Annotated in this window: 25 protein-coding genes; 9 read left to right on the top strand and 16 right to left on the bottom strand. The window is 61.9% G+C overall.

The genetic code is table 11. The annotated features are described in order from the left end of the window. The first annotated feature begins 20 nt into the window (after window positions 1-20). Together AQS8620_RS10100 and AQS8620_RS10095 are read left to right on the top strand one after the other, a co-directional pair. Window positions 21-980: an L-malyl-CoA/beta-methylmalyl-CoA lyase gene (locus AQS8620_RS10100; RefSeq protein ID WP_085836754.1), complete on the top strand. Its 960-nt coding sequence runs from the start codon at window positions 21-23 to the stop codon at window positions 978-980. Window positions 981-1,227: 247 nt separating this feature from the next. Beyond that, window positions 1,228-2,190: an acetyl-CoA carboxylase carboxyltransferase subunit alpha gene (locus AQS8620_RS10095; protein WP_085836753.1), complete on the top strand. Its 963-nt coding sequence runs from the start codon at window positions 1,228-1,230 to the stop codon at window positions 2,188-2,190. Between the two features lie 101 nt (window positions 2,191-2,291). Here AQS8620_RS10095 and AQS8620_RS10090 read toward each other — a convergent pair whose 3' ends face one another. Genes AQS8620_RS10090 through AQS8620_RS10080 form a run of 3 tightly spaced genes read right to left on the bottom strand, consistent with a single transcriptional unit; the run spans window position 2,292 to window position 4,626 of the window. Beyond that, complete coding sequence (locus AQS8620_RS10090) at window positions 2,292-3,059, bottom strand: lysophospholipid acyltransferase family protein (protein WP_085836751.1); 768 nt, start codon at window positions 3,057-3,059, stop codon at window positions 2,292-2,294. Beyond that, window positions 3,059-3,958 carry a cell division protein FtsX gene (locus tag AQS8620_RS10085; RefSeq protein WP_085836750.1) on the bottom strand — a complete coding sequence of 300 codons (900 nt, stop codon included), beginning with the start codon at window positions 3,956-3,958 and terminating at the stop codon, window positions 3,059-3,061. Before AQS8620_RS10085 ends, AQS8620_RS10090 begins: the two co-directional genes overlap by 1 nt. Further along, on the bottom strand, window positions 3,955-4,626 hold the full coding sequence (locus AQS8620_RS10080; RefSeq protein WP_085836749.1) for a cell division ATP-binding protein FtsE: 672 nt from the start codon (window positions 4,624-4,626) through the stop codon (window positions 3,955-3,957). The genes AQS8620_RS10085 and AQS8620_RS10080 overlap by 4 nt, the downstream gene beginning before the upstream one ends. Window positions 4,627-4,788: 162 nt before the next feature. Between AQS8620_RS10080 and AQS8620_RS10075 the strand changes: the two genes are divergently transcribed. Further along, entirely contained in the window at window positions 4,789-5,823 is a 1,035-nt protein-coding gene (locus AQS8620_RS10075; RefSeq protein WP_085836747.1) for a zinc-ribbon domain-containing protein, read from the top strand. A gap of 96 nt (window positions 5,824-5,919) precedes the next feature. Here the strand turns inward: AQS8620_RS10075 and AQS8620_RS10070 are convergent, their stop codons facing one another. The 5 genes from AQS8620_RS10070 to argH form a co-directional block, all read right to left on the bottom strand. Further along, window positions 5,920-8,529 carry a DUF4175 domain-containing protein gene (locus AQS8620_RS10070; protein ID WP_085836745.1) on the bottom strand — a complete coding sequence of 870 codons (2,610 nt, stop codon included), beginning with the start codon at window positions 8,527-8,529 and terminating at the stop codon, window positions 5,920-5,922. 91 nt (window positions 8,530-8,620) lie between these two features. Beyond that, the gene (gene lysA, locus AQS8620_RS10065) at window positions 8,621-9,886 is read right to left on the bottom strand and encodes a diaminopimelate decarboxylase (RefSeq protein ID WP_085836744.1); all 1,266 of its coding nucleotides are present in this window, start codon (window positions 9,884-9,886) and stop codon (window positions 8,621-8,623) included. Beyond that, window positions 9,886-10,200, bottom strand: coding sequence for a DUF2834 domain-containing protein (locus tag AQS8620_RS10060; RefSeq protein WP_085836743.1), 315 nt, complete (start codon window positions 10,198-10,200; stop codon window positions 9,886-9,888). Before AQS8620_RS10060 ends, lysA begins: the two co-directional genes overlap by 1 nt. A 19-nt stretch (window positions 10,201-10,219) precedes the next feature. Further along, window positions 10,220-10,387: a putative periplasmic lipoprotein gene (locus tag AQS8620_RS16900; protein ID WP_143267497.1), complete on the bottom strand. Its 168-nt coding sequence runs from the start codon at window positions 10,385-10,387 to the stop codon at window positions 10,220-10,222. Further along, the gene (argH, locus tag AQS8620_RS10055) at window positions 10,384-11,775 is read right to left on the bottom strand and encodes an argininosuccinate lyase (protein ID WP_085836741.1); all 1,392 of its coding nucleotides are present in this window, start codon (window positions 11,773-11,775) and stop codon (window positions 10,384-10,386) included. Before argH ends, AQS8620_RS16900 begins: the two co-directional genes overlap by 4 nt. Window positions 11,776-11,787: 12 nt before the next feature. Between argH and AQS8620_RS10050 the strand changes: the two genes are divergently transcribed. Then, on the top strand, window positions 11,788-12,384 hold the full coding sequence (locus tag AQS8620_RS10050; RefSeq protein WP_085836740.1) for a TlpA family protein disulfide reductase: 597 nt from the start codon (window positions 11,788-11,790) through the stop codon (window positions 12,382-12,384). Window positions 12,385-12,416: 32 nt separating this feature from the next. Here AQS8620_RS10050 and AQS8620_RS10045 read toward each other — a convergent pair whose 3' ends face one another. Next, window positions 12,417-13,700: a PAS domain-containing protein gene (locus AQS8620_RS10045; RefSeq protein ID WP_085836739.1), complete on the bottom strand. Its 1,284-nt coding sequence runs from the start codon at window positions 13,698-13,700 to the stop codon at window positions 12,417-12,419. Between the two features lie 70 nt (window positions 13,701-13,770). Continuing rightward, the gene (locus AQS8620_RS10040; RefSeq protein WP_085836738.1) at window positions 13,771-14,340 is read right to left on the bottom strand and encodes a DNA-3-methyladenine glycosylase I; all 570 of its coding nucleotides are present in this window, start codon (window positions 14,338-14,340) and stop codon (window positions 13,771-13,773) included. Window positions 14,341-14,468: 128 nt separating this feature from the next. Between AQS8620_RS10040 and AQS8620_RS10035 the strand changes: the two genes are divergently transcribed. From AQS8620_RS10035 to yddG, 4 genes are all read left to right on the top strand, one after another. Continuing rightward, window positions 14,469-15,311 (top strand): EAL domain-containing protein, encoded by an 843-nt coding sequence (locus AQS8620_RS10035; protein ID WP_085836737.1) that lies wholly within the window; start codon window positions 14,469-14,471, stop codon window positions 15,309-15,311. A gap of 165 nt (window positions 15,312-15,476) precedes the next feature. Next, complete coding sequence (locus AQS8620_RS10030) at window positions 15,477-16,652, top strand: acetyl-CoA C-acetyltransferase (protein ID WP_085836735.1); 1,176 nt, start codon at window positions 15,477-15,479, stop codon at window positions 16,650-16,652. Window positions 16,653-16,727: 75 nt separating this feature from the next. Next, window positions 16,728-17,450 carry an acetoacetyl-CoA reductase gene (phbB, locus tag AQS8620_RS10025; RefSeq protein ID WP_085836733.1) on the top strand — a complete coding sequence of 241 codons (723 nt, stop codon included), beginning with the start codon at window positions 16,728-16,730 and terminating at the stop codon, window positions 17,448-17,450. 103 nt (window positions 17,451-17,553) lie between these two features. Further along, window positions 17,554-18,429, top strand: coding sequence for an aromatic amino acid exporter YddG (yddG, locus tag AQS8620_RS10020; protein WP_085836732.1), 876 nt, complete (start codon window positions 17,554-17,556; stop codon window positions 18,427-18,429). A 48-nt stretch (window positions 18,430-18,477) separates the two neighbouring features. Here yddG and AQS8620_RS10015 read toward each other — a convergent pair whose 3' ends face one another. From AQS8620_RS10015 to AQS8620_RS10005, 3 genes are all read right to left on the bottom strand, one after another. Further along, window positions 18,478-18,645, bottom strand: coding sequence for a YdcH family protein (locus AQS8620_RS10015; protein ID WP_085836893.1), 168 nt, complete (start codon window positions 18,643-18,645; stop codon window positions 18,478-18,480). Window positions 18,646-18,780: 135 nt separating this feature from the next. Continuing rightward, on the bottom strand, window positions 18,781-19,533 hold the full coding sequence (locus AQS8620_RS10010; RefSeq protein ID WP_085836731.1) for a tRNA1(Val) (adenine(37)-N6)-methyltransferase: 753 nt from the start codon (window positions 19,531-19,533) through the stop codon (window positions 18,781-18,783). Next, window positions 19,530-19,745 (bottom strand): putative signal transducing protein, encoded by a 216-nt coding sequence (locus AQS8620_RS10005; RefSeq protein WP_085836730.1) that lies wholly within the window; start codon window positions 19,743-19,745, stop codon window positions 19,530-19,532. Before AQS8620_RS10005 ends, AQS8620_RS10010 begins: the two co-directional genes overlap by 4 nt. Window positions 19,746-19,803: 58 nt before the next feature. Here AQS8620_RS10005 and AQS8620_RS10000 point away from each other — a divergent pair, with 58 nt between their 5' ends. Beyond that, window positions 19,804-20,802 (top strand): polyprenyl synthetase family protein, encoded by a 999-nt coding sequence (locus tag AQS8620_RS10000; protein WP_085836729.1) that lies wholly within the window; start codon window positions 19,804-19,806, stop codon window positions 20,800-20,802. A 24-nt stretch (window positions 20,803-20,826) separates the two neighbouring features. Here AQS8620_RS10000 and AQS8620_RS09995 read toward each other — a convergent pair whose 3' ends face one another. The 3 genes from AQS8620_RS09995 to AQS8620_RS09985 form a co-directional block, all read right to left on the bottom strand. Further along, window positions 20,827-21,687 (bottom strand): 4-(cytidine 5'-diphospho)-2-C-methyl-D-erythritol kinase, encoded by an 861-nt coding sequence (locus AQS8620_RS09995; RefSeq protein WP_085836728.1) that lies wholly within the window; start codon window positions 21,685-21,687, stop codon window positions 20,827-20,829. A 7-nt stretch (window positions 21,688-21,694) separates the two neighbouring features. Beyond that, the gene (locus tag AQS8620_RS09990) at window positions 21,695-23,476 is read right to left on the bottom strand and encodes a tetratricopeptide repeat protein (protein WP_234990446.1); all 1,782 of its coding nucleotides are present in this window, start codon (window positions 23,474-23,476) and stop codon (window positions 21,695-21,697) included. A 153-nt stretch (window positions 23,477-23,629) separates the two neighbouring features. Beyond that, a complete protein-coding gene (locus AQS8620_RS09985; protein ID WP_085836726.1) occupies window positions 23,630-25,279 on the bottom strand; it encodes an electron transfer flavoprotein-ubiquinone oxidoreductase in 1,650 nt (549 codons plus the stop codon). Between the last annotated feature and the right edge of the window lie 6 nt (window positions 25,280-25,285).

The following is a 25,285-nucleotide window of genomic DNA, read 5'->3' as shown; positions in this document are numbered from 1 at the left end:
CATCAAAGTCAGGCCATCCCATGAGCTTTCGCCTTCAGCCCACGCCCCCTGCCCGCCCCAACCGCTGCCAGTTGTTCGGCCCCGGCTCGAACACCAAACTTTTTGCCAAGATGGCCGCCTCTGGCGCGGATGTGATCAACCTTGATCTCGAGGATTCGGTCGCCCCTTCGGATAAGGATCAAGCCCGCATCAATGTTATCGAGGCAATCAACACCATCGATTGGGGCACCAAAACCCTTGCCGTGCGCATCAACTCGCTCGACACCCCCTATTGGTACCGCGATGTTGTCGACCTGCTGGAACAGGCGGGGCCGCGGCTGGACCAGATCATGATCCCCAAAGTCGGCTGCGCCGAAGACATCTATGCGGTCGACGCGCTGGTCACCGCCATCGAACGCGCCAAAGGCCGCATTAAACCCGTCGCCTTTGAGGTGATCATCGAATCGGCTGCGGGTCTGGCCCATGTCGAGGCGATTGCCGCCGCCTCCCCCCGCCTGCAAGCCATGAGCCTTGGCGCGGCGGATTTTGCCGCGTCGATGGGGATGCAAACCACAGGTATCGGCGGCACGCAGGAAAACTACTACATGTTGCAGGGCGAGACGCGTCACTACGCCGACCCGTGGCATTGGGCGCAGACTGCCATCGTCGCCGCCTGTCGCACCCATGGCATTTTGCCGGTCGATGGCCCCTTTGGGGATTTTTCCGACGACGAGGGCTATCGCGCGCAGGCCCGCCGCTGTGCCACGCTGGGCATGGTGGGGAAATGGGCCATTCATCCCAAGCAGATCGCCCTGGCCAACGAGGTCTTCACCCCCTCCGAGGCTGCCGTTGCCGAAGCGCGCGAAATTCTGGCCGCAATGGAAACGGCAAAGGCGCAGGGCGCAGGGGCGACTGTGTACAAAGGACGGCTTGTGGATATCGCATCGATCAAGCAAGCTGAGGTGATCGTCGCGCAATCGGACCTTATCGCGGGGGCATAGGGGCTTTGCTCCTCTCCGCCGGACCGGCACCGCGACCGTCACACATAGGGCCAACCAGCGGAGGGGAGACCGCTGGTGGTGTCCTTAAAGGCGCTCTGGCCCCCTCTGGCGCGGCCGGGGCGTCTTTTTGCCGTTTTCAAACACGCCAAGCCGCGCGCGTCCTCCCCCGCGGCCGCTGCCGCTTGTCGAGTTGCGCAGCGGGATAAAAACCGCCATATAAAGCGCAACAATCCGACCGGAGAGACCTATGGCCCATTACCTCGAATTCGAAAAGCCGCTTGCCGAAATTGAAGGCAAGGCCGAAGAACTCAGAGCCATGGCGCGCGCGAACGCCGAAATGGATGTCGAGAAAGAGGCCGCGGCCCTCGACAAAAAGGCCGCCGACATGCTGCGCGACCTGTATAAAAACCTGACCCCTTGGCGCAAATGTCAGGTGGCGCGCCACCCGGAGCGCCCCCATTGCAAGGACTATATCGAGGCGCTGTTCACCGACTACACGCCGCTGGCAGGTGATCGCAACTTCGCCGACGACCATGCGGTGATGGGCGGTTTGGCCCGGTTCAACGGCGCGCCGGTGATGGTCATCGGTCACGAAAAGGGCTTTGACACCCAAAGCCGGATTGAACGCAATTTCGGCATGGCCCGCCCCGAAGGCTACCGCAAAGCCATCCGCCTGATGGAACTGGCCGATAAATTCGGCATTCCCGTGATCGCCCTCGTTGATACTCCCGGCGCCTATCCCGGCAAAGGGGCCGAAGAACGCGGCCAGTCCGAAGCGATTGCGCGTTCCACCCAGAAATGCCTGCAACTCAAAGTCCCCATGGTGTCGATCATCATCGGCGAGGGGGGCTCTGGCGGGGCGGTTGGCTTTGCTGCCGGCAACCGCGTCGCGATGCTGGAACATTCGGTCTATTCGGTGATTTCGCCCGAAGGCTGTGCGTCGATCCTGTGGAAAGATGCCGCAAAGATGCGCGAAGCCGCAGAAGCATTGCGCTTGACCGCCCAGGACCTGTTGAAACTGGGCGTGGCGGATCGCGTCATTTCCGAACCTTTGGGCGGCGCGCAACGCGACCCCAAGGCGGCAATCGAGGCGGTGAGCAAAGCGATCGAGGCGATGCTCAAGGAGTTGAGCAAGAAAAAGCCCGACGCCCTGATCAAAGACCGCCGTCAGAAATTCATCGACATCGGCTCCAAAGGGCTCGCGGCCTGAACACCGTGCCCTTGCAGAAACCCGAAAGGCCCGCGCGGATGCGTCGGGCCTTTTTTATGGGTTCTGGTTTTATCGGTTCTGGCTTTATCGGTTCTGGCGCCCTAGCTGGGGCTGTCTGACGGATGCACCGCGGCAGCATCGGCGAGCGGGTGAAACCCCGCCTCCCCCATCAGCGCGACAGACGCGCTTTCGATCCGCGTTTCCAGTTCGTTCATAAACGGCTCCATCGCCACGCCTGCGGGCACCGGATCGAGGAATTCGACCACCGCCAGCCCCCGCTTGCGCAAAATGCCCTGCCGTGGCCAGAACACCCCGACATTGGTCGCCGCCGGAACGCATGTCTGCCCCGTCTGGGTGTAGATCAGGCCCACCCCGACCTTGTAGGGGCGCACATCGGCCGGCGCGACCCGCGTGCCCTGCGGGAAAATGATCAACTGGCCTTTTTGCGGGCTGGCAATCACGGCGGCGATCATCTTTTTCACCGCTTTGCCACCACGCCCGCGATCCACCGCGATGCAGCCGATACGGGTGGCAAACCACCCCACGATCGGCGTCCGCAGCAGCTCTTTTTTCATGATGAATTTCGGCTTGGGAACGGTCGAAACGATGAGGATGATGTCGAAAAAACTTTGATGTTTCGAGGCGATGATGACCTCGCCCACGGGTGGCGTCCCGCGAATTTCCGATTTCAATCCGACGATCCAGCGTGCCGAAAACCGCACCCAGCGACAGTAGCTGTGCACCGCGCGAAACGCATTCTCGCCGTTGATCAACGTCGGGATCACCCAAAAGAGCGCCAACACGACCATCATCAGATACATCTGGAAGATGAAAATCACGGACAAAAGATACTGGATCGGTTTGGGCATTACATCAGACCTCTCAACGTGCGCTGCGCCGCCAAACGTGTCGCCACAAAGGCAACGATTGCGGCCAGCGGCGCAATGGCCAGCGGCCAGAACCAGTGTAGCCCCTGAAAGCCTAGCCCGGTGAGAAAACTATCGCCCCCCACCGTGCCCGTCGAGGTCGCAGGCAAGAGGGCAATCGCCGCCATGCCCAGAAACGTGCCGATCAAGGCCCCTCCGAGCGCGCGCAGGGCAAAGCGGCGCACAAAGGCCTGCGCGATGTAGCTGTCTTGCGCCCCGACAAGGCGCAGCGTGCGGATGACTTGGGCATTTGCGGCCAGCGCGGCATGGGCGGCCAGCGTGATCATCGCCCCCGTCGCCGCCGCGATCAGCGCCAGCGACACAATGCCCAGCAAACGCAAACGATCCGCCGCACGCACCAGCGGTTTGCGCCAACGCGAGTGATCGTCAAGCACGGCCCCCGGCGCTTCGGCTGTCAGGCGCAGACGCAGGCCTTCCGCATCAAACCCCAGATCGTCCTCGATAATTTCGATAAGCTGGGGCATGGGCAACTGATCCAGAGGCAGATCGGGACCAAACCACGGCTCCAGCAGCGCCTGTTCTTCGCTCAGGTCCAGCGCCCGGGCCTGCGCCACGCCCGCGGTGGTCGTCAATACCGCAAGGGCCGCCTCCGTCTGGGCGCCGATCTGATCCAGCGGCGCGGAAATCCGCACGGTCGCCGTGCGCGCCAGTTCTTCGCTCCAACGGTCGGCCAATCTGCCTGTGGCAAAAGACAGCGCCAGGGCAAAGACCGCCAGAAACGCCATCGCCGCCGCCGTGAGCAGCGTCAACTGTGCCGTGAACCCCGAGGGGGGCACAACGCGATCCGCATCCGAGCGCAGGAAAAAGTCGGTCAGCCTCATAGGTCCGCTCCCGCCGCTTGCAACCTGCGGTTGGAAATGCGCAGCACGCGGGTCGCGACCTGTTGCTTGGCCACGCGGATCAGGTTCATGTCATGGGTCGCCAACAACACGGTTTTGCCCATGCGGTTCAACTCGACCAACAATGTCAGCAGGCGTTGCGACATGTCCCAATCGACGTTGCCGGTGGGTTCGTCGGCAATGATCACCTCGGGCGACATGATCACCGCGCGCGCAAGGGCCGCCCGCTGGCGTTCCCCCCCCGACAGCTCGGGTGGTAACGCATCGGCCTGTTTGCTTAGACCGACCCAGCCGAGCAGCGCCATCAGATCCTCGCCATCCACGGCCCGCCCCGCCACGGTCAGGGGCAGCGCGACATTTTCCGCGACACTCAGGTGGTCGAGAAACTGGCAATCCTGATGCACGACCCCGATGCGACGGCGCAAATCCGCCACGCCGTCCCGCGACATCTCGCGCACGTCCTGGTCAAAAATATCCAGCCGCCCCGCACTTGGCAAAAGCTCGCGATAGCACATCTTGAGAAAGGTTGTTTTGCCCGAACCCGAGGGGCCGGTCAGGAAGTGAAAGGACCCCGCTTGCAGCGACAGGTCGATCCCCGTCAGCAGATCCCCCCCGCCGTACCCGTAGGCGACATTTTTGAACTCGATCACACCGGTCCCCTGTTCTTGCGCGACAGTTTTGCCTCAGGCAGGGGCGGGTTGCAATGACGGGTTGTAAAAGCGTGGACAATCGGGCCTGTTTCATTAACACTTGTGAAAACAAGAGCGCTTAGAACCCGTTAGCACAGGCGGGAAACGCCGGGATGAGAGAATATGCGGCTAATTTGTCCGAACTGTGGAGCGCAATACGAAGTGGACGCGCAGGTCATTCCTGATGCGGGGCGCGACGTACAATGCTCCAACTGCGGAAACACCTGGTTCCAGCGGCCTGCATCCCAGGATGCAGAGCTTGCGGCTGAGCTGGGCTTTACCCTGCCAGATGAGGACCTGCACGCCGCTTCTGCGGCTGATGTTGTGGACGCGCCGCGCCCGCCCGCGCACGAGCCCTCCGAGGATTGGGACGAGGGCCCTGAGGCGGCTGACGCCCCCCAAGCCCCGCCCGAAAGCCCGCACGACGCGGCCCCCGAGCCAACGCCCGCGCCTGAGACAGCAAGCCCGACCGAAAGCCCCCCCGAGCCGCAAGACGCGCCTGACTGGGCCGCGCCCTCTGCTGCCGTAAGCGCCGCTGTCGCCGCTCAGGATGACAGCGCAGCGGCCCCGCGCCGCACCCAGCATGACGAAAGCATCCTGTCGATCCTGCGCGAAGAGGCCGAGTTCGAGACCCGCGCGCGGCGCGGCGATAGCAACCCGTTCGAAACCCAGACCGAGTTAGGGCTGGAGGAAAGCGAGAGCACATCGAAATCCTCGGCTCTGCGCGCCCGCATGGCCCGCCTGCGCGGCCAACCCGACGCAAGCGATCCGCCCGAACCGCAACCCGAACCCGAAGTTCAGGGCAGTAGCGGCAAGCGCCGTGATCTGTTGCCCGATATCGAAGAGATCAATTCGACGCTGCGCTCTGCGTCCGAGCGCGAGGATGACGGTAGTGTCGCGCAAGATGAGGTGCTGATTGCGCGCGGCAAACGTGCAGGGTTCCGCTTCGGCTTCGGGGTGATCCTTGGCCTCGTGGTCGCGGTGCTCGTGTTGTATCTGCTGGCGCCGATGCTGGCCCAGGCCGTGCCGGCGCTCACCCCCGCGCTGGATGGCTTTGTCAACGCGATCAACAGCCTGCGCGCGGGCCTCGACGGGATTTTCACGGCCGCAACATCGCGCCTGTCCCTGATGCTGGCGCAGATTTCCGGCGGCGCATGAGACTGGTATCCTGACCGCTCGCAGACGGCGTAAAAGCCGCTCTGGCGCGGGCGGGCGCGGCGAGCGTCCCGGGCCGCCTTTTTGGATTTTCGCCCCTTAGAACCTGTCCAAAAGCCGCTTGAGATAGTCCAGTTCCTCTTGCGGGCGCTCGCGCTCGCCCGCGCGTTTGCGGATTTCATCCAGCAAATCCTGAGCGCGGCGGTAGACATCCTCGTCTTGCACCATGTTTTCGTCGCTGCCCAATTGCCCTGCAGCCCCGGCACTTCGGCCCAGCGGATCGCGCTGGCGCCCCTGCGCGGATGGATCTCCCGCCTGCCCCTGCGCGCCCTGCTGCTGGTTTTGCGCCTGCTGCTGTTCGCCAAGGCTGCGCATCCCCTCGCGCAAGGCCTCCATCGCTTGCGCCTGACCGTCCAGCGCGCCGGCGTAATCCTCGTCGCGCAGCGCCTGTTGTGCCTCATCCATCGCGCGCCCGGCACGCTCCAACGCATCGCGCGCCGCGTCCCCTTCGGCAGTGCCCGCCCCGGGAAGGTTGCCTGACTGGCGGTTCAATTCGCGCCGCAAGCTGTCCTGGCGCTCGGCCAGCGTATCGCCCAGATCACCCTGATCGCCCGGGGATTGCGGTGCGCCCGACTGCCCCCCCGACTGGCCCCCCGACTGGCCACCCGGACCTTGTGACGATCCCTGCCCCTCACCCTCCTGGGGGGGCTGGCCCTGCCCTTGGGGGCTGCCCTGTTCGTCGGTTTGCCCTTGTGGCTGCGTGCCCTGACCAAACTGGTTTTGCAAATCCGAGAAGGTATCGTCGTTCAATTCCTGCTGGTCGCGCAGGGTTTCAGCCAGATCGTTCATCGCCTGTTGCCCCTGCCCGCCTTGCCCGCCCGCCCCCTGCGCGACCTGCATGTTTTCCATCAGCTCGCGCAAAACGTCCATCAGCTCGGCCGCTTCGGCCATGCGCCCCTGCTCCATCAACTCCTGAATGCGATCCATCAGCTCCTGCACCTGATCGCCGTTCATCGTCATCTGGCTGTCCGAGCCGCTTTCGCTCGGGTCCTGTTCGCCCTGTTGCTCGGCCAGTTGCTGGACATAGTCATCCATCGCCGCGCGCAATTCCTGCATCAGCTGCGCAATCTCTTCGTCGGTCGCGCCATCGCGAATGGCCTCGGACAGGCGATCCTGCGCGCGGCGCAGACGCTCAAGCGCGTCGGCCAATTCGCCATCCTCCAGCTGGGCGGCGATGTCCCAAAGGGCTTGCGCGATATCGGCTTGCACGGCATCGGACATGCTGGCGCCTTCGGCTTCGATCTGGCGCACGGCCGAGCGCAGACGCAAATAGACCGACATATCGTCAAAAATCTCTTCGGGCTTGTAGCTGAGCGCGCGCAGCACCTGCGCGGCGCGCGGGGCATTGGCACGGTTCCACAACACCTCGCGGCGCACGTCGATCACCGCGCCTGCAAGCGGATCGAAAAACCGCCGTCCGGGCAAAATCCCGTGTACAGGCTCGGACCGGCCCGCCTGATCGCCCGCATCGAACCCCGTCAAAGTGACCGACACCGGCAGACCGGACCACGGGTGCTGGGCCAGGTTTTCAACAAAATCGCTTTCGAAGACCCGACGATCCCCCGAAATCGGCATGGCAACGTCCAGCACGAGGTCCTCGCGCGGCTCGGGGGCGATTTCAAAGCCGTAGCGACGGTCCACGGCCGCAACATCAAGCGAGATCCGCGCCTGAACACGGGTCACCCCGTAGTCATCGCTGACAGAATAGGGCAGCGCCATTTCACCCGACGGTTTGCGCGTGAGCGCGCCCATCGCGACCATATGGGGGGCCAGATCGGGCGTCAGCGTAAAGGTCCAGCTTTCCTCGCCCACACTCACCGTTCCGACGCGCTCGATGCGATAGGTTTGCACCGCCTCGCGGCTGTCACGCGGCGCATCGGCGATATCCTGTGTCACTGTGATCGCATCGGGCGCCCCATAGAGACGCAGGGTCAGCGTGCTTGCGGCAGGGACGGCGACAGGTTGCTCAGTGATATCAGCGAGGTAGCGCGTTGGCGCGCCTGTATAGGCGGGCGGCTCGATCCAGCCCTCAAAGCTCGGGCCGGACAGGGTCGCGCGCGCGCCGTTGCCTTGGGGCAGAGCCGTTTGCGCCAAACGATCCAGCGAGCCGAACAACACCGCCACGGCAAGCGCCGTCAGCGCGACATAGCGCAAGGAGTAGGGGTCGCGATCCGACAGGCGCAGGTCCGGCTCGACCGGTTTTGCCGTGCGCGCGCGGGCCTGCATCCGTGCCAGATGCGCCTGCCACACGGCCGCAGATGCCGCATCCTGCGCGCCAATTGCCTGCGCATCGGCCAGCGTGGCCAGCGGATACCCTTTGAGCGTTGCATCGACCCGCGCCAGTGCCTCGGCCCGCAGGGGGCGTTGAAACCGCCAGATGCCGCCCACAAGAGCCGCGCCCAGCGCGCAGACCCCAACGCCCAGCGCCAACCACAGCGCGATATTGCCCAATGCGGCGAAAAAACCCAGCAAAGCCAAGGCAATCAAAACGATGGCGAGGCTCCACAACGGCCAAAAGGCGCGCGTCAGCCGTTCGGCCCAAAGCCCCGCAAAGGTCAGCCCCAGCGGCCAGCGCAACGCGCGTGCCAACGAGGGATCAAAAGGACGGGCGTCGTCTGCCGGAAATGAAGGGCGGCGGTCGTCAGTCATTCAGTGCCTTTCGCGGGCGCATCGCACTCGCGCGGATGCCAATCGGACCAAGGGTGGCCTGCCACTTACGATAAGGCGCAAATCGCCGGCGTCAAAGCCACTCTGGAACGGTATCGCGGTTTATCATGTCCTCATAGGTCGGACGGGCGCGGATGACAGCGAATTGATCACCATCGACCAGAACCTCGGGCACCATGGGGCGCGAATTATATTCCGACGCCATGACCGCGCCGTAGGCGCCGGCCGAGCGAAACGCGACCAGATCCTCTTCGCCAAGCGGCGTCATCATCCGCTGTTTGGCAAAAGTATCACCGGATTCACACACCGGTCCAACCACGTCATAGGGCACCTGTTCGGTGGCGGCAGGTGCCTCGATCACCGGAACAATGTCGTGGTGCGCGTCATACATCGCAGGGCGCAAAAGATCGTTCATCGCCGCATCGACGATCAGGAAATCGCGCCCCTCCCCCTCTTTGAGGTAGATCACCGAGGACACCAGAATGCCCGCATTCCCCGCGATCAGGCGCCCCGGTTCGATTTCGATTTCACAGCCCAAATGGCCCACGGTGCGTTTGATCACCTCGCCGTATTGCGCGGGCAATGGCGGGGCCTCGTTGGAGCGGGTGTAGGGAATCCCGAGGCCCCCGCCCAGATCGAGACGGCGGATATTGTGACCATCGGCGCGCAAGGCCCGGGTGAGATCGGCAACCTTGAGATAGGCCTGCTCGAAGGGCTCGAGCTGCGTGAGCTGCGAGCCGATGTGCACGTCGATGCCCACCACCTCGATTCCCGCCATCGCCGCCGCTTCACCGTAAACCGCGCGGGCTTTGGCAATCGGGATGCCGAATTTGTTCTCGGATTTGCCGGTCGCGATTTTTGCGTGGGTTTTGGCGTCCACATCGGGGTTCACCCGCACCGCGATCGGGGCTTTGACCCCCAGCGACAGGGCCACCTCGTTGAGGGCGCGCAGCTCGGGTTCGCTTTCGACGTTGAACTGGCGGATGCCGCCTTCCAGAGCGATGCGCATTTCCTCGCGGGTTTTGCCGACGCCGGAAAACACGATCCGCTCTCCGGGAATGCCCGCGGCTTTGGCACGCAGATATTCCCCGATCGACACGGTATCCACACCTGCGCCGAGGTCGCCGATGATTTTCAGCACCGCCTGGTTCGAATTCGACTTCATCGCGAAACAGACAAGGTGGTCCATGCCGTCAAGCGCCTCGTCGAACAGGCGGAAATGGCGTTCCAGCGTTGCACGGGAATAGACGTAGAACGGCGTCCCCACGGCGGCAGCGATTTCGGGAATCGCGACATCTTCGGCATGCAGCACACCGTTGCGGTAAAGAAAGTGGTCCATCAGGTCACGGGCCTTGTTCTGAGAAAGAGATAGAGAGGCAGGCCGCAGCCGACCCCGATAAGAAAGGTGACCGGGATCACCACCAGCGCCGACCAGTTGCGGCGCACAAAGGTTTCGGCCAGCACCCAAACCACCAAAGCCACCGCCGCGATGGTCGCATCCCACATCAGCCCCGTTGTCGCCGCAGTGGCAAACCACGCGTCGATCAGACTTTGTAGCGACCAGTCATGGCGCGACAGCCAGCCGATGAAATAGCGCATCGGCTGGATCGCGCCCCAAAGCGCCAGCAGCAAATAGAGGCTTCGCAAGATCATAGCGCGCAGTCCTGACGGGCTAGTTCAGCGGAATGCTGATGCCGATAGAATTGGCGGTGAACAGGCCGGAATTGCTGTTCACCCCCACCGTCGAATTGGCGGAAATCGTCGGCTTTTGCGGGGCGCCATCGGCCCCGCAGCCAGCCAGACCAAGGCTCAAAGCGCAGGCGATCACAAGACGTTTCATCCCAGGATTTCCTTCCAGCGCGCGATTTGAAGGCGCACTTGTTCAGGGGCTGTGCCGCCGTAGCTGACGCGCGAGGCGACCGAATTTTCCACCGTCAGCACAGAATAGATGCCTTTGGTGATCGCGGCGTTGACCGACTGCATGTCCTCAAGGCTGAGGTCGGGCAGATCGCAGCCCTGTTTTTCGGCCATTGCGACCAGCGTGCCGGTGACATGGTGGGCATCTCGAAACGGCAGGCCCGCTTCGCGCACCAGCCAGTCGGCAAGATCGGTCGCGGTCGAGAAACCCGATGCCGCCGCCGCGCGCAGGTTGTCCACCTGCGCCGTCATATCCGACACCATGCCGGTCATCGCCGCCAGCGCGAGCATAAAGTTGTCTGCGGCGTCAAAGACCTGTTCCTTGTCTTCCTGCATGTCTTTGGAATAGGCGAGCGGCAGGCCCTTCATTACGGTAAACAGGGCGACCATCGCGCCCATGATCCGGCCGATTTTGGCGCGGATCAATTCCGCCGCATCGGGGTTCTTCTTTTGCGGCATGATCGAGGAGCCGGTGGAAAACCGGTCCGACAGCGCGACAAAGCGGAACTGCGCCGAGGACCAGATCACCAGTTCTTCGGCAAAGCGCGACAGGTGCATCGCCGAGATCGAGCAACAGGACAAAAATTCCAGCGCGAAATCGCGGTCCGCCACGGCGTCCAGCGAATTGGCCGTCGGGCGGTCAAAACCCAGCGCCGCCGAGGTCGCAAAGCGGTCAATCGGGAACCCCGTGCCCGCGAGCGCGGCCGAGCCCAGCGGATTTTCGTTCATCCGTGCGCGCGCGTCGGCAAATCGTGACATGTCGCGGCCGAACATTTCAACATAGGCCATCATGTGATGCCCCCATGTGACGGGCTGAGCCGTTTGCAGGTGGGTAAATCCGGGCATCACCCAATCCGCGCCCGCCTCGGCCTGCGCCATCAACGCGCGGATCAGCGCCTCGAGACCGGCAATCGCCCCGTCGACCTGATCGCGGGTCCAGAGTTTGAAATCGGTCGCGACCTGATCGTTGCGCGAGCGGGCGGTGTGCAGGCGACCAGCGGGTTCGCCGATAATTTCCTTCAGCCGCGCCTCGACATTCATGTGGATGTCTTCGAGCGCCGTGGAGAATTCAAAGCTGCCGCCCTCGATTTCTGACAAAACCGTGAGAAGCCCTTCCCGAATGGTCTGGGCATCGCTATCCGTGATGATGCCTTGTGCGGCCAGCATCGCCGCATGAGCGCGCGAACCTGCGATGTCCTGGCCGTAGAGCCGCTTGTCGTATCCGATCGAGGCGTTGATGGCCTCCATGATCGCATCCGGACCGGCAGCAAAACGACCGCCCCACATCGCGTTGGATTTTTTGTCAGTCATGGGCGCCCTCGGATGATCAGGAATTTTACAGTTGCTCTCCTTTATACGGCCCTGAGCCTTACTGCAAATGTCGCGCATGCCCAAACTGCCCCCCTGCCCGCCGCGCAGATCGAGACGCTTCGGGTGGGTGAGATGCGCAAGTTGAGCTTTCTGGAAACACCCAAGGCCGTGCCAGACCTCAGCTTTACAGATCCCGACGGCACAGAGCGGTTTTTGTCGGACTATGCGGGCAAAGTGGTTGTGCTCAATTTCTGGGCCACGTGGTGCGCGCCCTGCCGCAAGGAAATGCCGACCTTCGACGCGCTGGCCCGCGAGATGGGCGCGGAAGTGGCCGTCGTGCCCATTGCGACGGGGCGCAACGCCCTGCCCGCCATCACGCGGTTTTTCGAGGAGACCGGCGTGGAAACCCTGCCGGTCTTGCTCGACCCGAAAGGCCAACTGGCCCGTTCGATGGCCGTTTTGGGCCTGCCCGCGACGCTCCTGATCGACGCGCAGGGATATGAGGTCGCGCGCATGACCGGCGAGGCGGACTGGAACGCCCCGCACGCCCGCGCGGTGATCAACGCGCTTGTGGCGCAGGGTGCGCAGTCAAACGCCGCAGAGCCCTGAAACCGGGCCTGAAATCGGCCTGAAACCCGGCTCTAGCGCAGGGTGCCGTTGATGCGGCGCGGAAGCGCGCTGTCGATATGGTTGGAAATCCGGTCGCCAATATCGTGAATCCGTTCGAGATTGGCGTCGATTTCCTTGTGAAAGCGATCCAGTTGATCAATCACCGGCGCAAGCGCCGCCGATTGTGTCCCCAAGCGCCCTGCTTCCACCCGACACAGGACCCGAATCGAATCAAGCCCTGTTACAAGTTGGCGCAGGTCCCGGGTGGCGCGCACTAGGGCGCGCACATCGGCTGTGACCGATTGCAACTCACGCCCCGCTTTCAGGGTATAATCGTTTAGCATGTCGCCCAGAATGGCATTTTCGCGGTCCCAGTCGATCGGATTGTCCCCGCCGGTGCGCTGGGTCTGCCCATCCTCGCGAACCTCGCGCTGAATGCGTGCGGTCGCCAGAACGAAAAGCGCGCCACGCACCTGTTCCAGCATCACTTCGGAAATGTCGCGCTCGTTCCCGCTGGCCATGAAAGATTTGAGATGATTGGAAATTTCCCCCGACATCAAACGATAGTTCTGTGAAATCGCGGAAATCGGCCCCCCGGCGGGTTCCAGCCGCGACGCGACGATGCGCATATTCGAGGGAATGCCGCGGATGGCCTCAAAACTCAGGAACAGTTTCTGCTGCTCGTCGCACAACGCGCGCAACGGCTCGACCAGGGCGCGCAGGCTGGACAGGCGGCGATCCGCATCGCGCCCCAGCGCCGCGTCCCGCGCCGTCAGCTCCTGCGCCAAGGCATCGGCACTAAAGGCGGAATAGCTGGCATAGCCCAGTTCGGCGAGGCGCGCGCGAATGGCTGTCGCGCTTTGTGCGGCGCTCAGCCCGCCCTCCACCTCGGCTTTGCGAAAGGCTTTATATTCCGCGCCGATGGTTTTGGCCAAAGCGGTGCTTGGCTTGATGCGCACCGACAGATAGCCCCCCTCGACGGGCGAAATCACGGCATAGACCCAGTAGAACCGGCCATCATCCGAGCAGTTTTTCACATAGGCGCCTGTCGGAATCCCTTTCTTGATCCGCTCCCAAAGGATGTGGAACACGCCAGACGGCATATCCGCATGGCGGATGACCTTATGGGGGGCGCCGATCAGGTGATCCCAGCCAAAGCCCGACACCCGCTGGAAGACATCGTTGCCCGCCTGGATCACACCACGCATGTCGGTGCGCGAGAAAAAGATTTCGTCGATGGCAAAGGGCACTTCGCCATGCGCGCTGCGGTGCGAAGACGGCGTGCTAAACTGCGCCATCGTATCTGGTTTGGTCATTGGCTGGTCCCGAAAAAGACATGAGGGCTGATTGATGCCTCACGTAGACCAGAACATCCTTTACAGCCCGTTAATCGGCACGCGACAACGCCGCAAAACAATGGCAGTCGCGCGTGTGATCCATGACCAGACCTGCGGCCTGCATAAAGGCATAGACCGTTGTCGGCCCGCAGAATTTAAAGCCGCGTGTTTTCAACGCCTTTGCCGCCGCGATGGCATGCGGCGATGATCCGGGCACATCCGAGATGGATGCCCAATCATTGAGGACGGGCGCACCGTCGACAAAAGACCACATAAAATTGGCGAACCCCTGTTCGGCATCAATGTCCAGAAACACCCGCGCATTGTGGATGGTCGCTTCGATCTTGCCGCGATGGCGCACAATCCCCGCATCCCCCAGCAAACGCGCGACATCCGCGTCGCCATAGGCCGCAACCTTCACGGGATCGAACCCGTCAAAAGCCGCGCGAAAGGACTCCCGTTTGCGCAGAATCGTGATCCAGCTCAGCCCCGACTGAAAACTCTCAAGCGTCAGTTGTTCCCAAAGCGCCCTGCTGTCGTGCACAGGAACGCCCCATTCATGATCGTGATAGTCGATATAAATTGTTTCATTTCCAACCCATTTACAGCGGTTCACCATAGAACTCTCCTACAAACAACGGCTTAGTCTGACCGCGCAAATTAAGTGAAAAATCGTCAAAAAAACACGCATTTACGCTCTGTTAGACCCTATGGCGCAAATTGGTCGCAATAGAACGGAGAAGCAAGATGTCTGTGATGCGGCCGAGCGAGATCAAGGAAATACTGGACGGTGCGCAAAGTCCGCTGTCCTTTGCCGTTGCCGAACGTGACCGCGACACGCTGAACATGGTGCGCGAGGCGCTGCGCAAACGCGATGTGATGCTGGCCTTTCAACCCATCGTGCAAACCCAGCGCCCCGACCGCCCCGCTTTCTACGAGGGGCTGATCCGTGTCCTCGATTCCTCCGGCCGCGTGATCCCGGCCAAGGATTTCATCGACGTTTGCGAGACCAACGAACTTGGCCGCATTCTGGACTGTCTGGCGCTGGAAATGGGGCTCGAGGCGCTGGCGGCCAACCCCGCGCTGCGGCTGTCGATCAACATGTCCGCCCGTTCCATCGGCTATCCGCGCTGGAAGGAAACGCTCTCTCAGGGCTTGGCGCGCCACCGCCACGTCGCCGAACGGTTAATTCTGGAAATCACCGAAAGCTCGGCCATGATCATGCCCGATCTGGTGGTCGTTTTCATGAACGAACTGCAATCGCAGGGCATTTCCTTTGCGCTGGATGATTTCGGCGCAGGCTACACGGCCTTTCGCTATCTGAAGGACTTCTACTTCGACATGATCAAAATTGACGGGCAGTTCATCAGCGGCATCGCGCGCAGCCCCGACAATCAGGTTCTGGTGCAGGCACTGGTGTCGATTGCGCAGCATTTCGAGATGTTCACCGTCGCGGAATATGTCGAAACACTGGAGGATGCGGAGTATCTGGCGAGCATCGGTATCGACTGTTTGCAAGGCTTCTATTTCGGGGCTCCGACCATTCATCCGATCTGGGAAAATGCACAGATTCGCCGCGCAGCAAGCTGACGAATTATACATGACAGGCGCAACTTTATTGCGACCAATGCCCAATTGCGCGGCGATGAATGCATAATTATTCAACGTTTTAGGGGCACAAACGCGCAGTTCTGTGGTTGCTTAATACACAAGGGTCTTGCACTCTCCCCTTAGAAAAACTGGGAGAGGAACACCATGACCCAAGTCGTTATCGCCTCCGCTGCACGCACTGCCGTGGGCAGTTTCAGCGGCTCTTTTGCCAATACACCGGCCCACGATCTTGGCGCTGCTGTCCTTGCGGAAATCGTCGCACGTGCCGGCATCGAAAAAGGCGAGGTCAGCGAGACCATTCTGGGTCAGGTTCTGACCGCCGGTCAGGGCCAAAACCCCGCCCGCCAGGCCCATATCAACGCCGGTCTGCCCCAGGCCTCCGCCGCCTGGAGCATCAATCAGGTCTGTGGGTCGGGTCTGCGCGCGGTTGCGCTTGGTGCCCAACACATCCTGTTGGGCGACGCTGATATCGTCGCCGCTGGCGGTCAGGAAAACATGTCCATGAGCCCCCATGTCGCCAATCTGCGTCAGGGCCATAAAATGGGCGATGTGTCCTTTATTGACAGCATGATCCGCGACGGGCTTTGGGATGCGTTCAACGGCTATCACATGGGGATCACCGCTGAAAACGTTGCCAAAAAATGGGAAATCTCGCGCGAGGCGCAGGATGAATTCGCCGTTGCCTCCCAGAACAAGGCCGAAGCTGCCCAAGCCGCGGGCAAATTCAAGGACGAGATCGTCCCCTTCCTGATCAAAACCCGCAAGGCCGAGATCACCGTCGACTCGGACGAATACATCCGTGCCGGTGCCTCCCTTGAAACCATGCAAAAACTGCGCCCCGCCTTTGATCGCGACGGCTCGGTAACGGCAGGCAATGCCTCGGGCCTCAATGACGGTGCGGCAGGCGTGCTGTTGATGTCGGCCGCGAATGCCGAAAAACGCGGCATCCAGCCGCTGGCGCGCATCGTGTCCTACGCGACCGTTGGTCTCGACCCGACGATCATGGGCGCAGGCCCCATCTACGCCTCGCGCAAGGCGCTGGAAAAAGCGGGCTGGAAGGCCTCCGATCTGGATCTGGTCGAAGCCAACGAAGCCTTCGCCGCACAGGCCTGCGCGGTGAACAAGGATATGGGCTGGGATCCGTCCATCGTGAACGTGAACGGCGGCGCGATTGCCATCGGCCACCCCATCGGCGCGTCCGGCTGCAGGATCCTCAACACGCTGCTGTTCGAAATGCAGCGCCGCGATGCGAAAAAGGGCCTCGCCACCCTGTGCATCGGTGGCGGCATGGGCGTCGCCCTCTGCGTCGAGCGCGACTAACCCCACTGCAGTGCGCATCAGCGGTGCGCACTGCCCAAAAAACTATCTAAAATTAAGAACTTAAGGGAGGAAACTATGGCCCGAGTAGCATTGGTTACCGGAGGATCGCGCGGCATCGGCGCATCCATTTCCAAAGCATTGCAAGCCGCAGGCTATACCGTCGCTGCCAACTATGCTGGCAACGATGACGCCGCGGCGGCCTTCACCGCCGAGACCGGCATCAAAACCTACAAATGGTCCGTTGCGGATTATGACGCCTGCGCCGCAGGCATCGCGCAGGTGGAGGCCGATCTGGGCCCGGTGGACGTGCTGATCAACAACGCAGGGATCACCCGCGATGCGCCGTTCCACAAAATGACCCGCGAGCAATGGACGCAGGTCATGGACACCAACCTGAGCGGCGTTTTCAACATGACCCATCCGATCTGGCCGGGCATGCGCGAGCGTAAATTCGGGCGGATCATCACGATTTCTTCGATTAACGGCCAAAAAGGCCAATTTGCCCAAGCCAATTACTCGGCGGCAAAAGCGGGCGATATCGGCTTTACCAAGGCGCTGGCCCAAGAGGGCGCGCGCAATGGCATCACCGTCAATGCGATTTGCCCCGGCTACATCGCGACCGAAATGGTCATGGCGGTGCCGGAAAAAGTGCGCGAAAGCATCATCGGCCAGATTCCCGTGGGCCGCTTGGGCGAACCCGAAGAAATCGCGCGCTGCGTGGTGTTCCTGGCCTCTGATGACGCAGGTTTTGTCACCGGCTCGACCATTACCGCCAACGGCGGGCAGTATTTCATCTGATCCGCGCGCTTGAACGTCAAAAGCCATCCTTCGGGGTGGCTTTTTTCGTTGCAGCTTCGGGCGCAGTCGGTTCAATGGCAAGGCCATTGCACAAAGGCTGACCATGACCCGACGCGCTGCAACCCTCACCGGCCTCATCGCCATTTTACTCTGGGCGCTTTTGGGCGTTTTTACGGTCGCAACGGCGCCGGTGTCCCCCCTTCAACTCAATGCGGTTTGTCTTGGCATCGGCGCTTTGATCGGCTTTGGCTGGATCGCCGCGAAGGGCACATGGGCAAAGCTGCGCGACGTGCCCATTTGGGTCTATGCCTTTGGAACCGCTGGAATTTTTGGCTACCACTTTCTCTATTTCACCGCATTGCGACTGGCCCCGCCCGCGCAAGCTGGATTGATCTGCTATCTTTGGCCGCTGCTGATCGTGTTGTTTTCGGGATTGCTTCCCGGCGAAAGAGTGCGCGCCGTACATTTGATCGGGGCGGGCCTTGCCTTTGCAGGGGTGGCGCTCATTTTGCTGGATCGGGGCGCGGATTTTGACCCCGCTGCAGGCGCAGGCTACGCCGTCGCTTTGGTCGCGGCGCTGTTTTGGTCGGGCTATTCCGTTGGTTCGCGCCGTCTGGGCGACACACCGACAGAGGCCGTCGCGATCTTCTGCGCGGCCTCTGCGATTTTGGCGCTGGCAGCGCATCTTGCCCTTGAGCAAACACTCTGGCCAAGCCGCCCCACGGGCTGGCTTGCTATTCTTGGGCTCGGGATCGGGCCGGTGGGCGCCGCCTTCTATGTCTGGGACATCGGCGTGAAAAAGGGCGATATCCAGCTTCTTGGCACGGCCTCCTACGCCGCACCGTTGCTTTCAACAGTCGCCCTTGTGGTGACGGGCGCGGCAATGGCACGCCCGTCCCTGTTCGTGGCGGCGGCTCTCATCACTGCGGGCGCTTTATTCGCCGCGCAAGGGAGCCGCAGGGTCACGCAAAAAGCGTGATCCGGTTTCAGTCAACAGGGTATGTCGTTACAGGGTTTGTGTTTCAGATCAGGCGTTTGCGAGCCGGTTAATCTGTTCTTTGAGACGAAGTTTCTGTTTCTTCATCTCGGCGATCCGGAGGCCATCGGTTGCCGGACTGCGCTGGGCAGATCGGACAGCCTCCGAGAGGGTTTGGTGTTTCTTCTTCAACTCCAAAACGTGAGAACTCAAGTTCATGTCGTCTCCTCTCGCTGTGTCGCGGACACTGTAACATCCGCATGACAAGTGCAGCATATTTTTTGAGTCGTGTCACGCAGCGCTGCGAATTTTTTGTGACAATCACAGGGTGCCACGCGAAATCTTACCAAAGAGTTAAGAGCATTCCGGCAACTTTTGGCCATCGCGTAAAATTGCGACCACTTCGGGGGTGTAATCGTCGCGATCACTCATATGTCGCGCGCCCGCATGCATCCGCAACGGCGGCTCAAGCACAAAGGCCGCGCGCCCCTCTTTGCGCGCCTGAACCAACACAAGGCTTGCCGCACGCCCTGCTCGCGGTTCGATAGCGCGCAGCCGGATCGAGCCGAGCGTGCCTGTGATGCAGGTCATAATTTCGGGCAACCGCTCCGCGCGATGGATCAACGACAGATACCCGCGCGGTGCGAGACGGCGCGCGGCCACCGCAAGCCAGTCTTTGAGCGGCGTCGCCTCCCCCATCGCCGCTTCGCGCGCCGCTTGTGTCGAGGAAATCGACGCAGTGCGATCAAAATAGGGCGGGTTCATGATCACATGGTCGAACCGTCGGGATTTCACCGCCATGGGCAGCGCGCCCAGATCGGCCTCGATCACGGTCATATCCACGCCGTTCTCGCGCGCGTTGCGGCGCGCCAGATCGGCATAGGCGGGCTGCAGTTCCACCCCCGTTACGCGCAAACCCGACACGCGCGCGGCCAGACAAAGTGACGCAGCCCCCGCCCCGCACCCCAATTCCAGAACGCTGTCGCCTGCGCGTGCGGGCACGCTTGCGGCCAAAAGCACAGGGTCCACGCCTGCGCGATAGCCGCGCGCAGGCTGCCACAACCGGACTTTACCGCCCAGAAAATCGTCGCATGTCAAAGGGTTCATTCTTCCAGCTCGAACCCCGCCTCACGCAAAAGCGCCCGCGCACGAAACAGGTCGCGGTCGATCACCATCAGTCGGCGGGGCAAAATTCCCAGCGAGCCATCGAGGACGCTCATATGGACGTCCAGTTCGAAGCAGGCTATATCCTCGCCTTCAAGAAGGGCGCGCGCGTAGGCCAGATCAGCCGGATTTGTACTGCGTAAAAGCTGTTTCATATGACATGACTTAAGAGCATTCGCGACGCAGTGTCGAGGGCGCGAAAAGGAGAAGGCAATGGGGCTTGATAACGCTTCGGTCAAACCGCACGAACGTCTTGCAGCGCATCTGTCGGATGACATGGCCGCCGTCAATGCGCTGATCCGCGAGCGGATGGCCTCCAAACACGCGCCGCGTATTCCCGAAGTGACCGCCCATCTCGTTGAAGCAGGCGGCAAACGTCTTCGCCCGATGCTGACCTTGGCCGCAGCCGGTGTGTGCGGCTACGAGGGCCCCTATCACATCCATCTCGCCGCGACGGTCGAATTCATCCATACCGCCACGCTGTTGCACGACGACGTGGTCGATGAAAGCGCGCAGCGGCGCGGACGCCCCACCGCGAACCTGTTGTGGGACAACAAATCTTCGGTGCTGGTGGGCGACTACCTTTTGGCGCGCGCCTTTCAGTTGATGACCGACACCGGCTCGATGCGCGTGCTGTCGATCCTGTCCAACGCGTCGGCGACGATCTCCGAAGGGGAGGTCTTGCAATTGACGGCGGCGCAGGACCTGCGCACCGGTGAGGACATCTATTTGCAGGTTGTGCGCGGCAAGACGGCCGCGCTGTTTTCCGCCGCCACCGAAGTGGGCGCGGTGATTGCGGGGGCTGACGAGACCGTTGTCGATGCGCTGCGCGATTACGGCGATGCTTTGGGGATCAGCTTCCAGATTGTCGATGACCTGCTCGATTACTGGGGCACGGGCGAGATCGGCAAAAACATCGGCGACGATTTTCGCGAACGCAAGCTTACGCTGCCGCTGATCAAAGCCGTGGCAAAAGCCGACGCCACGGAACGCGCTTTTTGGTCCAAAGTGATCGAGAAAGGCAATCAGGAGGACGGCGACCTCGAACAGGCCATCGCCTTACTCACCAAACACGGCGCCCTCGAGGACACCCGCAAAGTCGCGATCGCGTGGTCCGACAAGGCCAAGGCCGCGCTCGAGATCGTTCCCGAGAGCGACCTGCGCGACATGCTGTGCGACATTGCCGATTACGTGGTTGCGCGGTTGAAATAACGCCCGCAGGGATTGCCGCGGCGCCTAGCCTGGCAAGGTGCTTGCGGCCTGCACCCACCACCACGGGTTCATGCGCGCGATTTGATAGGCCGCCGTTTCCGCGTGAAGGCGGCTGGGGTAAAGGCCGAAACAGGTCGCGCCCGAGCCCGACATCCGCACCATCAACACGTCCGGCGACAAGGACAGCGCCACAAGCGTCGCGCCGATTTCCGGTGCCACTTTGCAGGCGGGTTTTTCCAGATCGTTGCGCTGCAAGGCCAACCAGTCGATGAAGGCAAGACTGTCAGGCCAGCGCGAGAGCCCGGCCTCCATTGGTGGATTATTCTTTGTGGTCAACCCTTTGAAGACATCGGGCGTTGCGACCGGCACGCCGGAGTTCACCAGAACCATGTGCAGCGGGGGCAAGGGCTGCGCTGTGATCACATCGCCAATGCCCTGCATCCGCGCTGACACGCCGGCAAGGCAGACCGGCACATCCGCCCCCAGCGCCAGCACCTCCTGCGCTGACGGGCGCGGCGCGCCCAATCGGCCAGCGGCTTTCAGCGCGGCGGCGGCGTCTGTCGATCCACCGCCGATGCCCGAGGCCACAGGCAGATGTTTGTCCAGGCCAAGCGCCAGCGGCACACCGCCCAATCTTGCGGCACGCAGCACCAGATTATCGGCTGTGTCCCTCAGGCCTGCCGCCATGGGACCGCTCAGCGCCAGAGAAAACATATCCGCGCGCGCCGCGCTGATTTGATCCCCAACATCGACAAAAACCACGAGGCTGTCGAGCAGGTGATACCCATCGGCACGCTGGCCGGTCACATGCAGGCTAAGATTGATTTTGGCGGGGGCAAAGACGCGCACCGCATCGGCCGTGCGCGCCACGTCAAGGTCCGGCATTGCGCGCTCAACCGTCACTGAGCGGACGTGTCGGCTCCTCGCCCTCGTCGATGAGCACGCGGTCCAGTCCGACGTCCAGCTTTTTGCGAATCCGCTCAAGTTCCTCCGGCTCCGGCTCAAAGGAAATGGCGCGGCGCCACTGGAAACGCGCCTCCCGCGTCCGCCCGACCGCCCAGAGAACATCGCCAAAGTGATCGTTGATGATCGGATCGGAAGGCATCAAAAGCGCCGCACGTTCCATTGGCGGCAGGGCTTCGTCGTATCGGCCAAGGCGAAACAGCCCCCATGCCAGAGAGTCGGTGATATAGCCGTCATCGGGGCGCGCCGCGACCGCCCCGCGGATCATCTCCATCGCCTCGTCGTAGTTGGTTTTCATTTCGAGGAAGGAATAGCCCATGTAATTGAGCACCTGCGGCTGGCCCGGCTGCAATTCCAGCGCACGGCGGAAATCGGCCTCGGCCTTGGGCCAGTCATCAAGGCGCTCATAGCTGATGCCCCGCGCAAAATGGATGAACCACTCATTGGAGGTTTCCGTTTCAAAGGTCGCAAGCGCGTCCGTATAGGCGCTGACCGCCCCTGCGTAATCCTCCTCGCGGCGCAGCGCATCGCCCAGTTCGACCTGGGCAATCGACAGCGCGGGATGGCTGGCCACAAGGGCACGCAGCACCTCCAAGGCCCCCGCATCATCGCCCGCCGCGCGCAGCGCATCGGCCTGCCCCAAGGCGGCCATCGGATAGGTCGGGGCGTCAACGGGAATGAGCGCATAGGCATCAATCGCAAGCTGCGCATTGCCCAAACGCGACAACAAATCCGCCGACAAAAGCTGTGCGTCGATCATCGTCGGGTCAAGATATTGCGCAAGCCGGACATAGAGCAGCGCATAGGCGTCATCCAATTCGCCTTCCAAGGCGCTGGCGACAGAGAAAAACACTTCGCTCGCCCCCTGCACAGGCGTCGCGACGCTGTCAAAGGGGATCAGCTCGCCTGCCTCCAGCCGCGTGCGCAGCGTCAGCAGGCCGGGGGGCAGATCACGCCCGAACACCGTGTCGAGCATGGCGATGGCGTCCTCGTTGCGCTCAAGCTGGCTCAGCACCTGCGCAAGCGCGATGGCCCCGTGACGGGTGGGCGGAAGTTCGGGGCTTTCGAGAATATCCGCCGCGCTTTCGAAATCGCCAACCTGCGCCAGCGCCAAGGCTTTGTGATACAAGCCGAATGCCCCAAGTCCGGGTCCGTCAGACACGGCATCAAAACCGTCGAGCGCCGCACTCATGTCGCCCTTGCCAAGTTCGGCCCAAGCGCCAAGCAAACCGTTGACCAGCGGGCTGACGCCAACGCCTGTCGTGAGGTCGCCGGTCAGCGCGTCGTAGTTCTGTTCGCGAAACTCCTGCGCGAGCAAAACCATATTGGCCGCCTGATTGTCGGGAAGCAGCGCGCCAAGGCGGGTCGCCAATTGCACCGCATCATCCCAGTTTCCCGCAATCAGCGCCGCCGTGGTCGCGGCTTCCAGCAAATCGACGTTCTCGGGATCGGAAATCAACGCCCGCAAAGCGTAATCCGAAACGGCAGAAAAATTGTTGTCGCGCTGCGCGGCACGGATCGCCAGATAGGCCCCCGCATCGGCACCGATGTCTTGTGCGCTGGCGCCCTGCGGCACGCAAGCAAGCGTCAGAACAGCGGCGCAGACAGCGCCCGACATCCACAATCGCGCCTGCCGCCCTGCCTGTGCAAAGCGGACCGGCACAGGCAAACTGTGGACGAAATCGGGTCGGGCGGTGGGTCGGGCAGGCATGCAAGCCCCTTTTTGTAATCGGTTTCAGGCAGATATTTCGCCCAAGCCTAGCCATACACCCGCGCAGGCGCAATGCACGAGGCGATTTGGCGCCCCCGCCTCGCAGGATGGTGAGCGCGCGCGCGCCAACCTGCGCAAATCGCGGGCGCGGCCTTACATATTGCCGTAGTTGGGCCCGTCACCGCCCTGGGGCACCGTCCAGTTGATGTTCTGGCTGGGGTCTTTGATATCGCAGGTTTTGCAATGCACACAGTTCTGGAAATTGATCTGGAACTTGCTCTGCGCGCCCTCGCCCAGAAATTCATAGACGCCTGCGGGGCAATAGCGCTGCGACGGTCCGGCAAATTGCGGCAAATTCACCTTAACCGGCACATCCGGATCGGCCAGATGCAGATGGCACGGCTGGCTTTCCTCATGGTTGGTCGCGGCAAAAGACACGTTGGTCAGGCGATCGAAACTGAGCGTGCCATCCGGTTTGGGATAGGCAATCGGCGCGTAGTCTTCGGCTTTGCCCGTCGATTGCGCATCGGTCTTGCCATGTTTGACGGTGCCAAACACCGACAGGCCAAAGAGGGAATTGGTCCACATGTCCAGACCGCCCAAAGCCAAAGAGGCCCAAAGGCCGTATTTCGACCAAAGCGGTTTGACGTTGCGCACTTTCTTGAGGTCTTTGGCGATTGGACCGCTGTGCAGTTGCGCCTCATAGTCCTCCAGAATGTCTCCCGAACGCCCCGCTTGCAGGGCAGCAAAGGCAGCCTCGGCGGCCGCTTTGCCCGACAGCATCGCGTTATGGTTGCCCTTGATGCGCGGCACGTTGACCATGCCCACCGAACAGCCCAAAAGCGCGCCGCCGGGGAAAGCGGCCTTGGGCATGGATTGATACCCGCCCTCGGTGATGGCACGCGCGCCATACGCGATGCGTTTGCCACCTTTGAGCAACTCGGCAATCATCGGGTGATGCTTGAGGCGCTGGAATTCCATGTAGGGATAGAGATGCGGGTTCTTGTAGTTCAGATGAACCACAAACCCGATGAAAACCTGATTGTTTTCGGCGTGATAAATAAAGGACCCGCCGCCTGCGTTGCCCCCCAGAGGCCAGCCCATCGTATGGGTCACGGTTCCGAGCTTGTGTTTCTCGGGGTCGATTTCCCAGATTTCCTTCATCCCGAGGCCGAATTTCTGCGGCTCGCGCCCCGCAGACAGATCGAATCTCGCGATCACCTCTTTGGACAGGGACCCGCGCACGCCCTCGCCCAGCAAAACATATTTGCCGTGAAGTTCCATGCCCGGCTCATAGGCATCCCCGATGCTGCCATCGGAGTTCTTGCCGAATTCACCGGCCACAACGCCTTTGACTTCGCCGGCATCGCCCCAGACCAGCTCGGAACAGGACATGCCGGGGAAGACCTCAACCCCCAGTTCCTCGGCCTGCTCGGCCAGCCAGCGACAGACATTGCCCATCGAGACGATGTAGTTGCCGTGGTTGTTCATCAGCGGCGGCATGGGGAAATTGGGCACCCGCAACTGCCCCGCCTCCCCCAGAATATAAAAGTTGTCCTTGGCGACCTTGGTCGACACCGGCGCGCCCTTGGCTTTCCAGTCAGGGATCAGCGCATCCAGCCCGACAGGGTCCAGAACCGCGCCCGACAGGATATGCGCCCCCACTTCAGAGCCTTTTTCCAACACAACAACGCTTAAATCGGCATCCAATTGCTTGAGACGGATCGCGGCGGACAGACCGGCGGGGCCTGCGCCGACGATCACAACGTCATATTCCATCGTTTCGCGTTCAATTTGGGACATAAAATG

It is taken from the genome of Aquimixticola soesokkakensis, from assembly GCF_900172375.1.
GTDB classification, from domain to species: Bacteria; Pseudomonadota; Alphaproteobacteria; order Rhodobacterales; family Rhodobacteraceae; genus Aquimixticola; species Aquimixticola soesokkakensis.
This window is presented reverse-complemented; position numbering and strand designations above follow the sequence as displayed.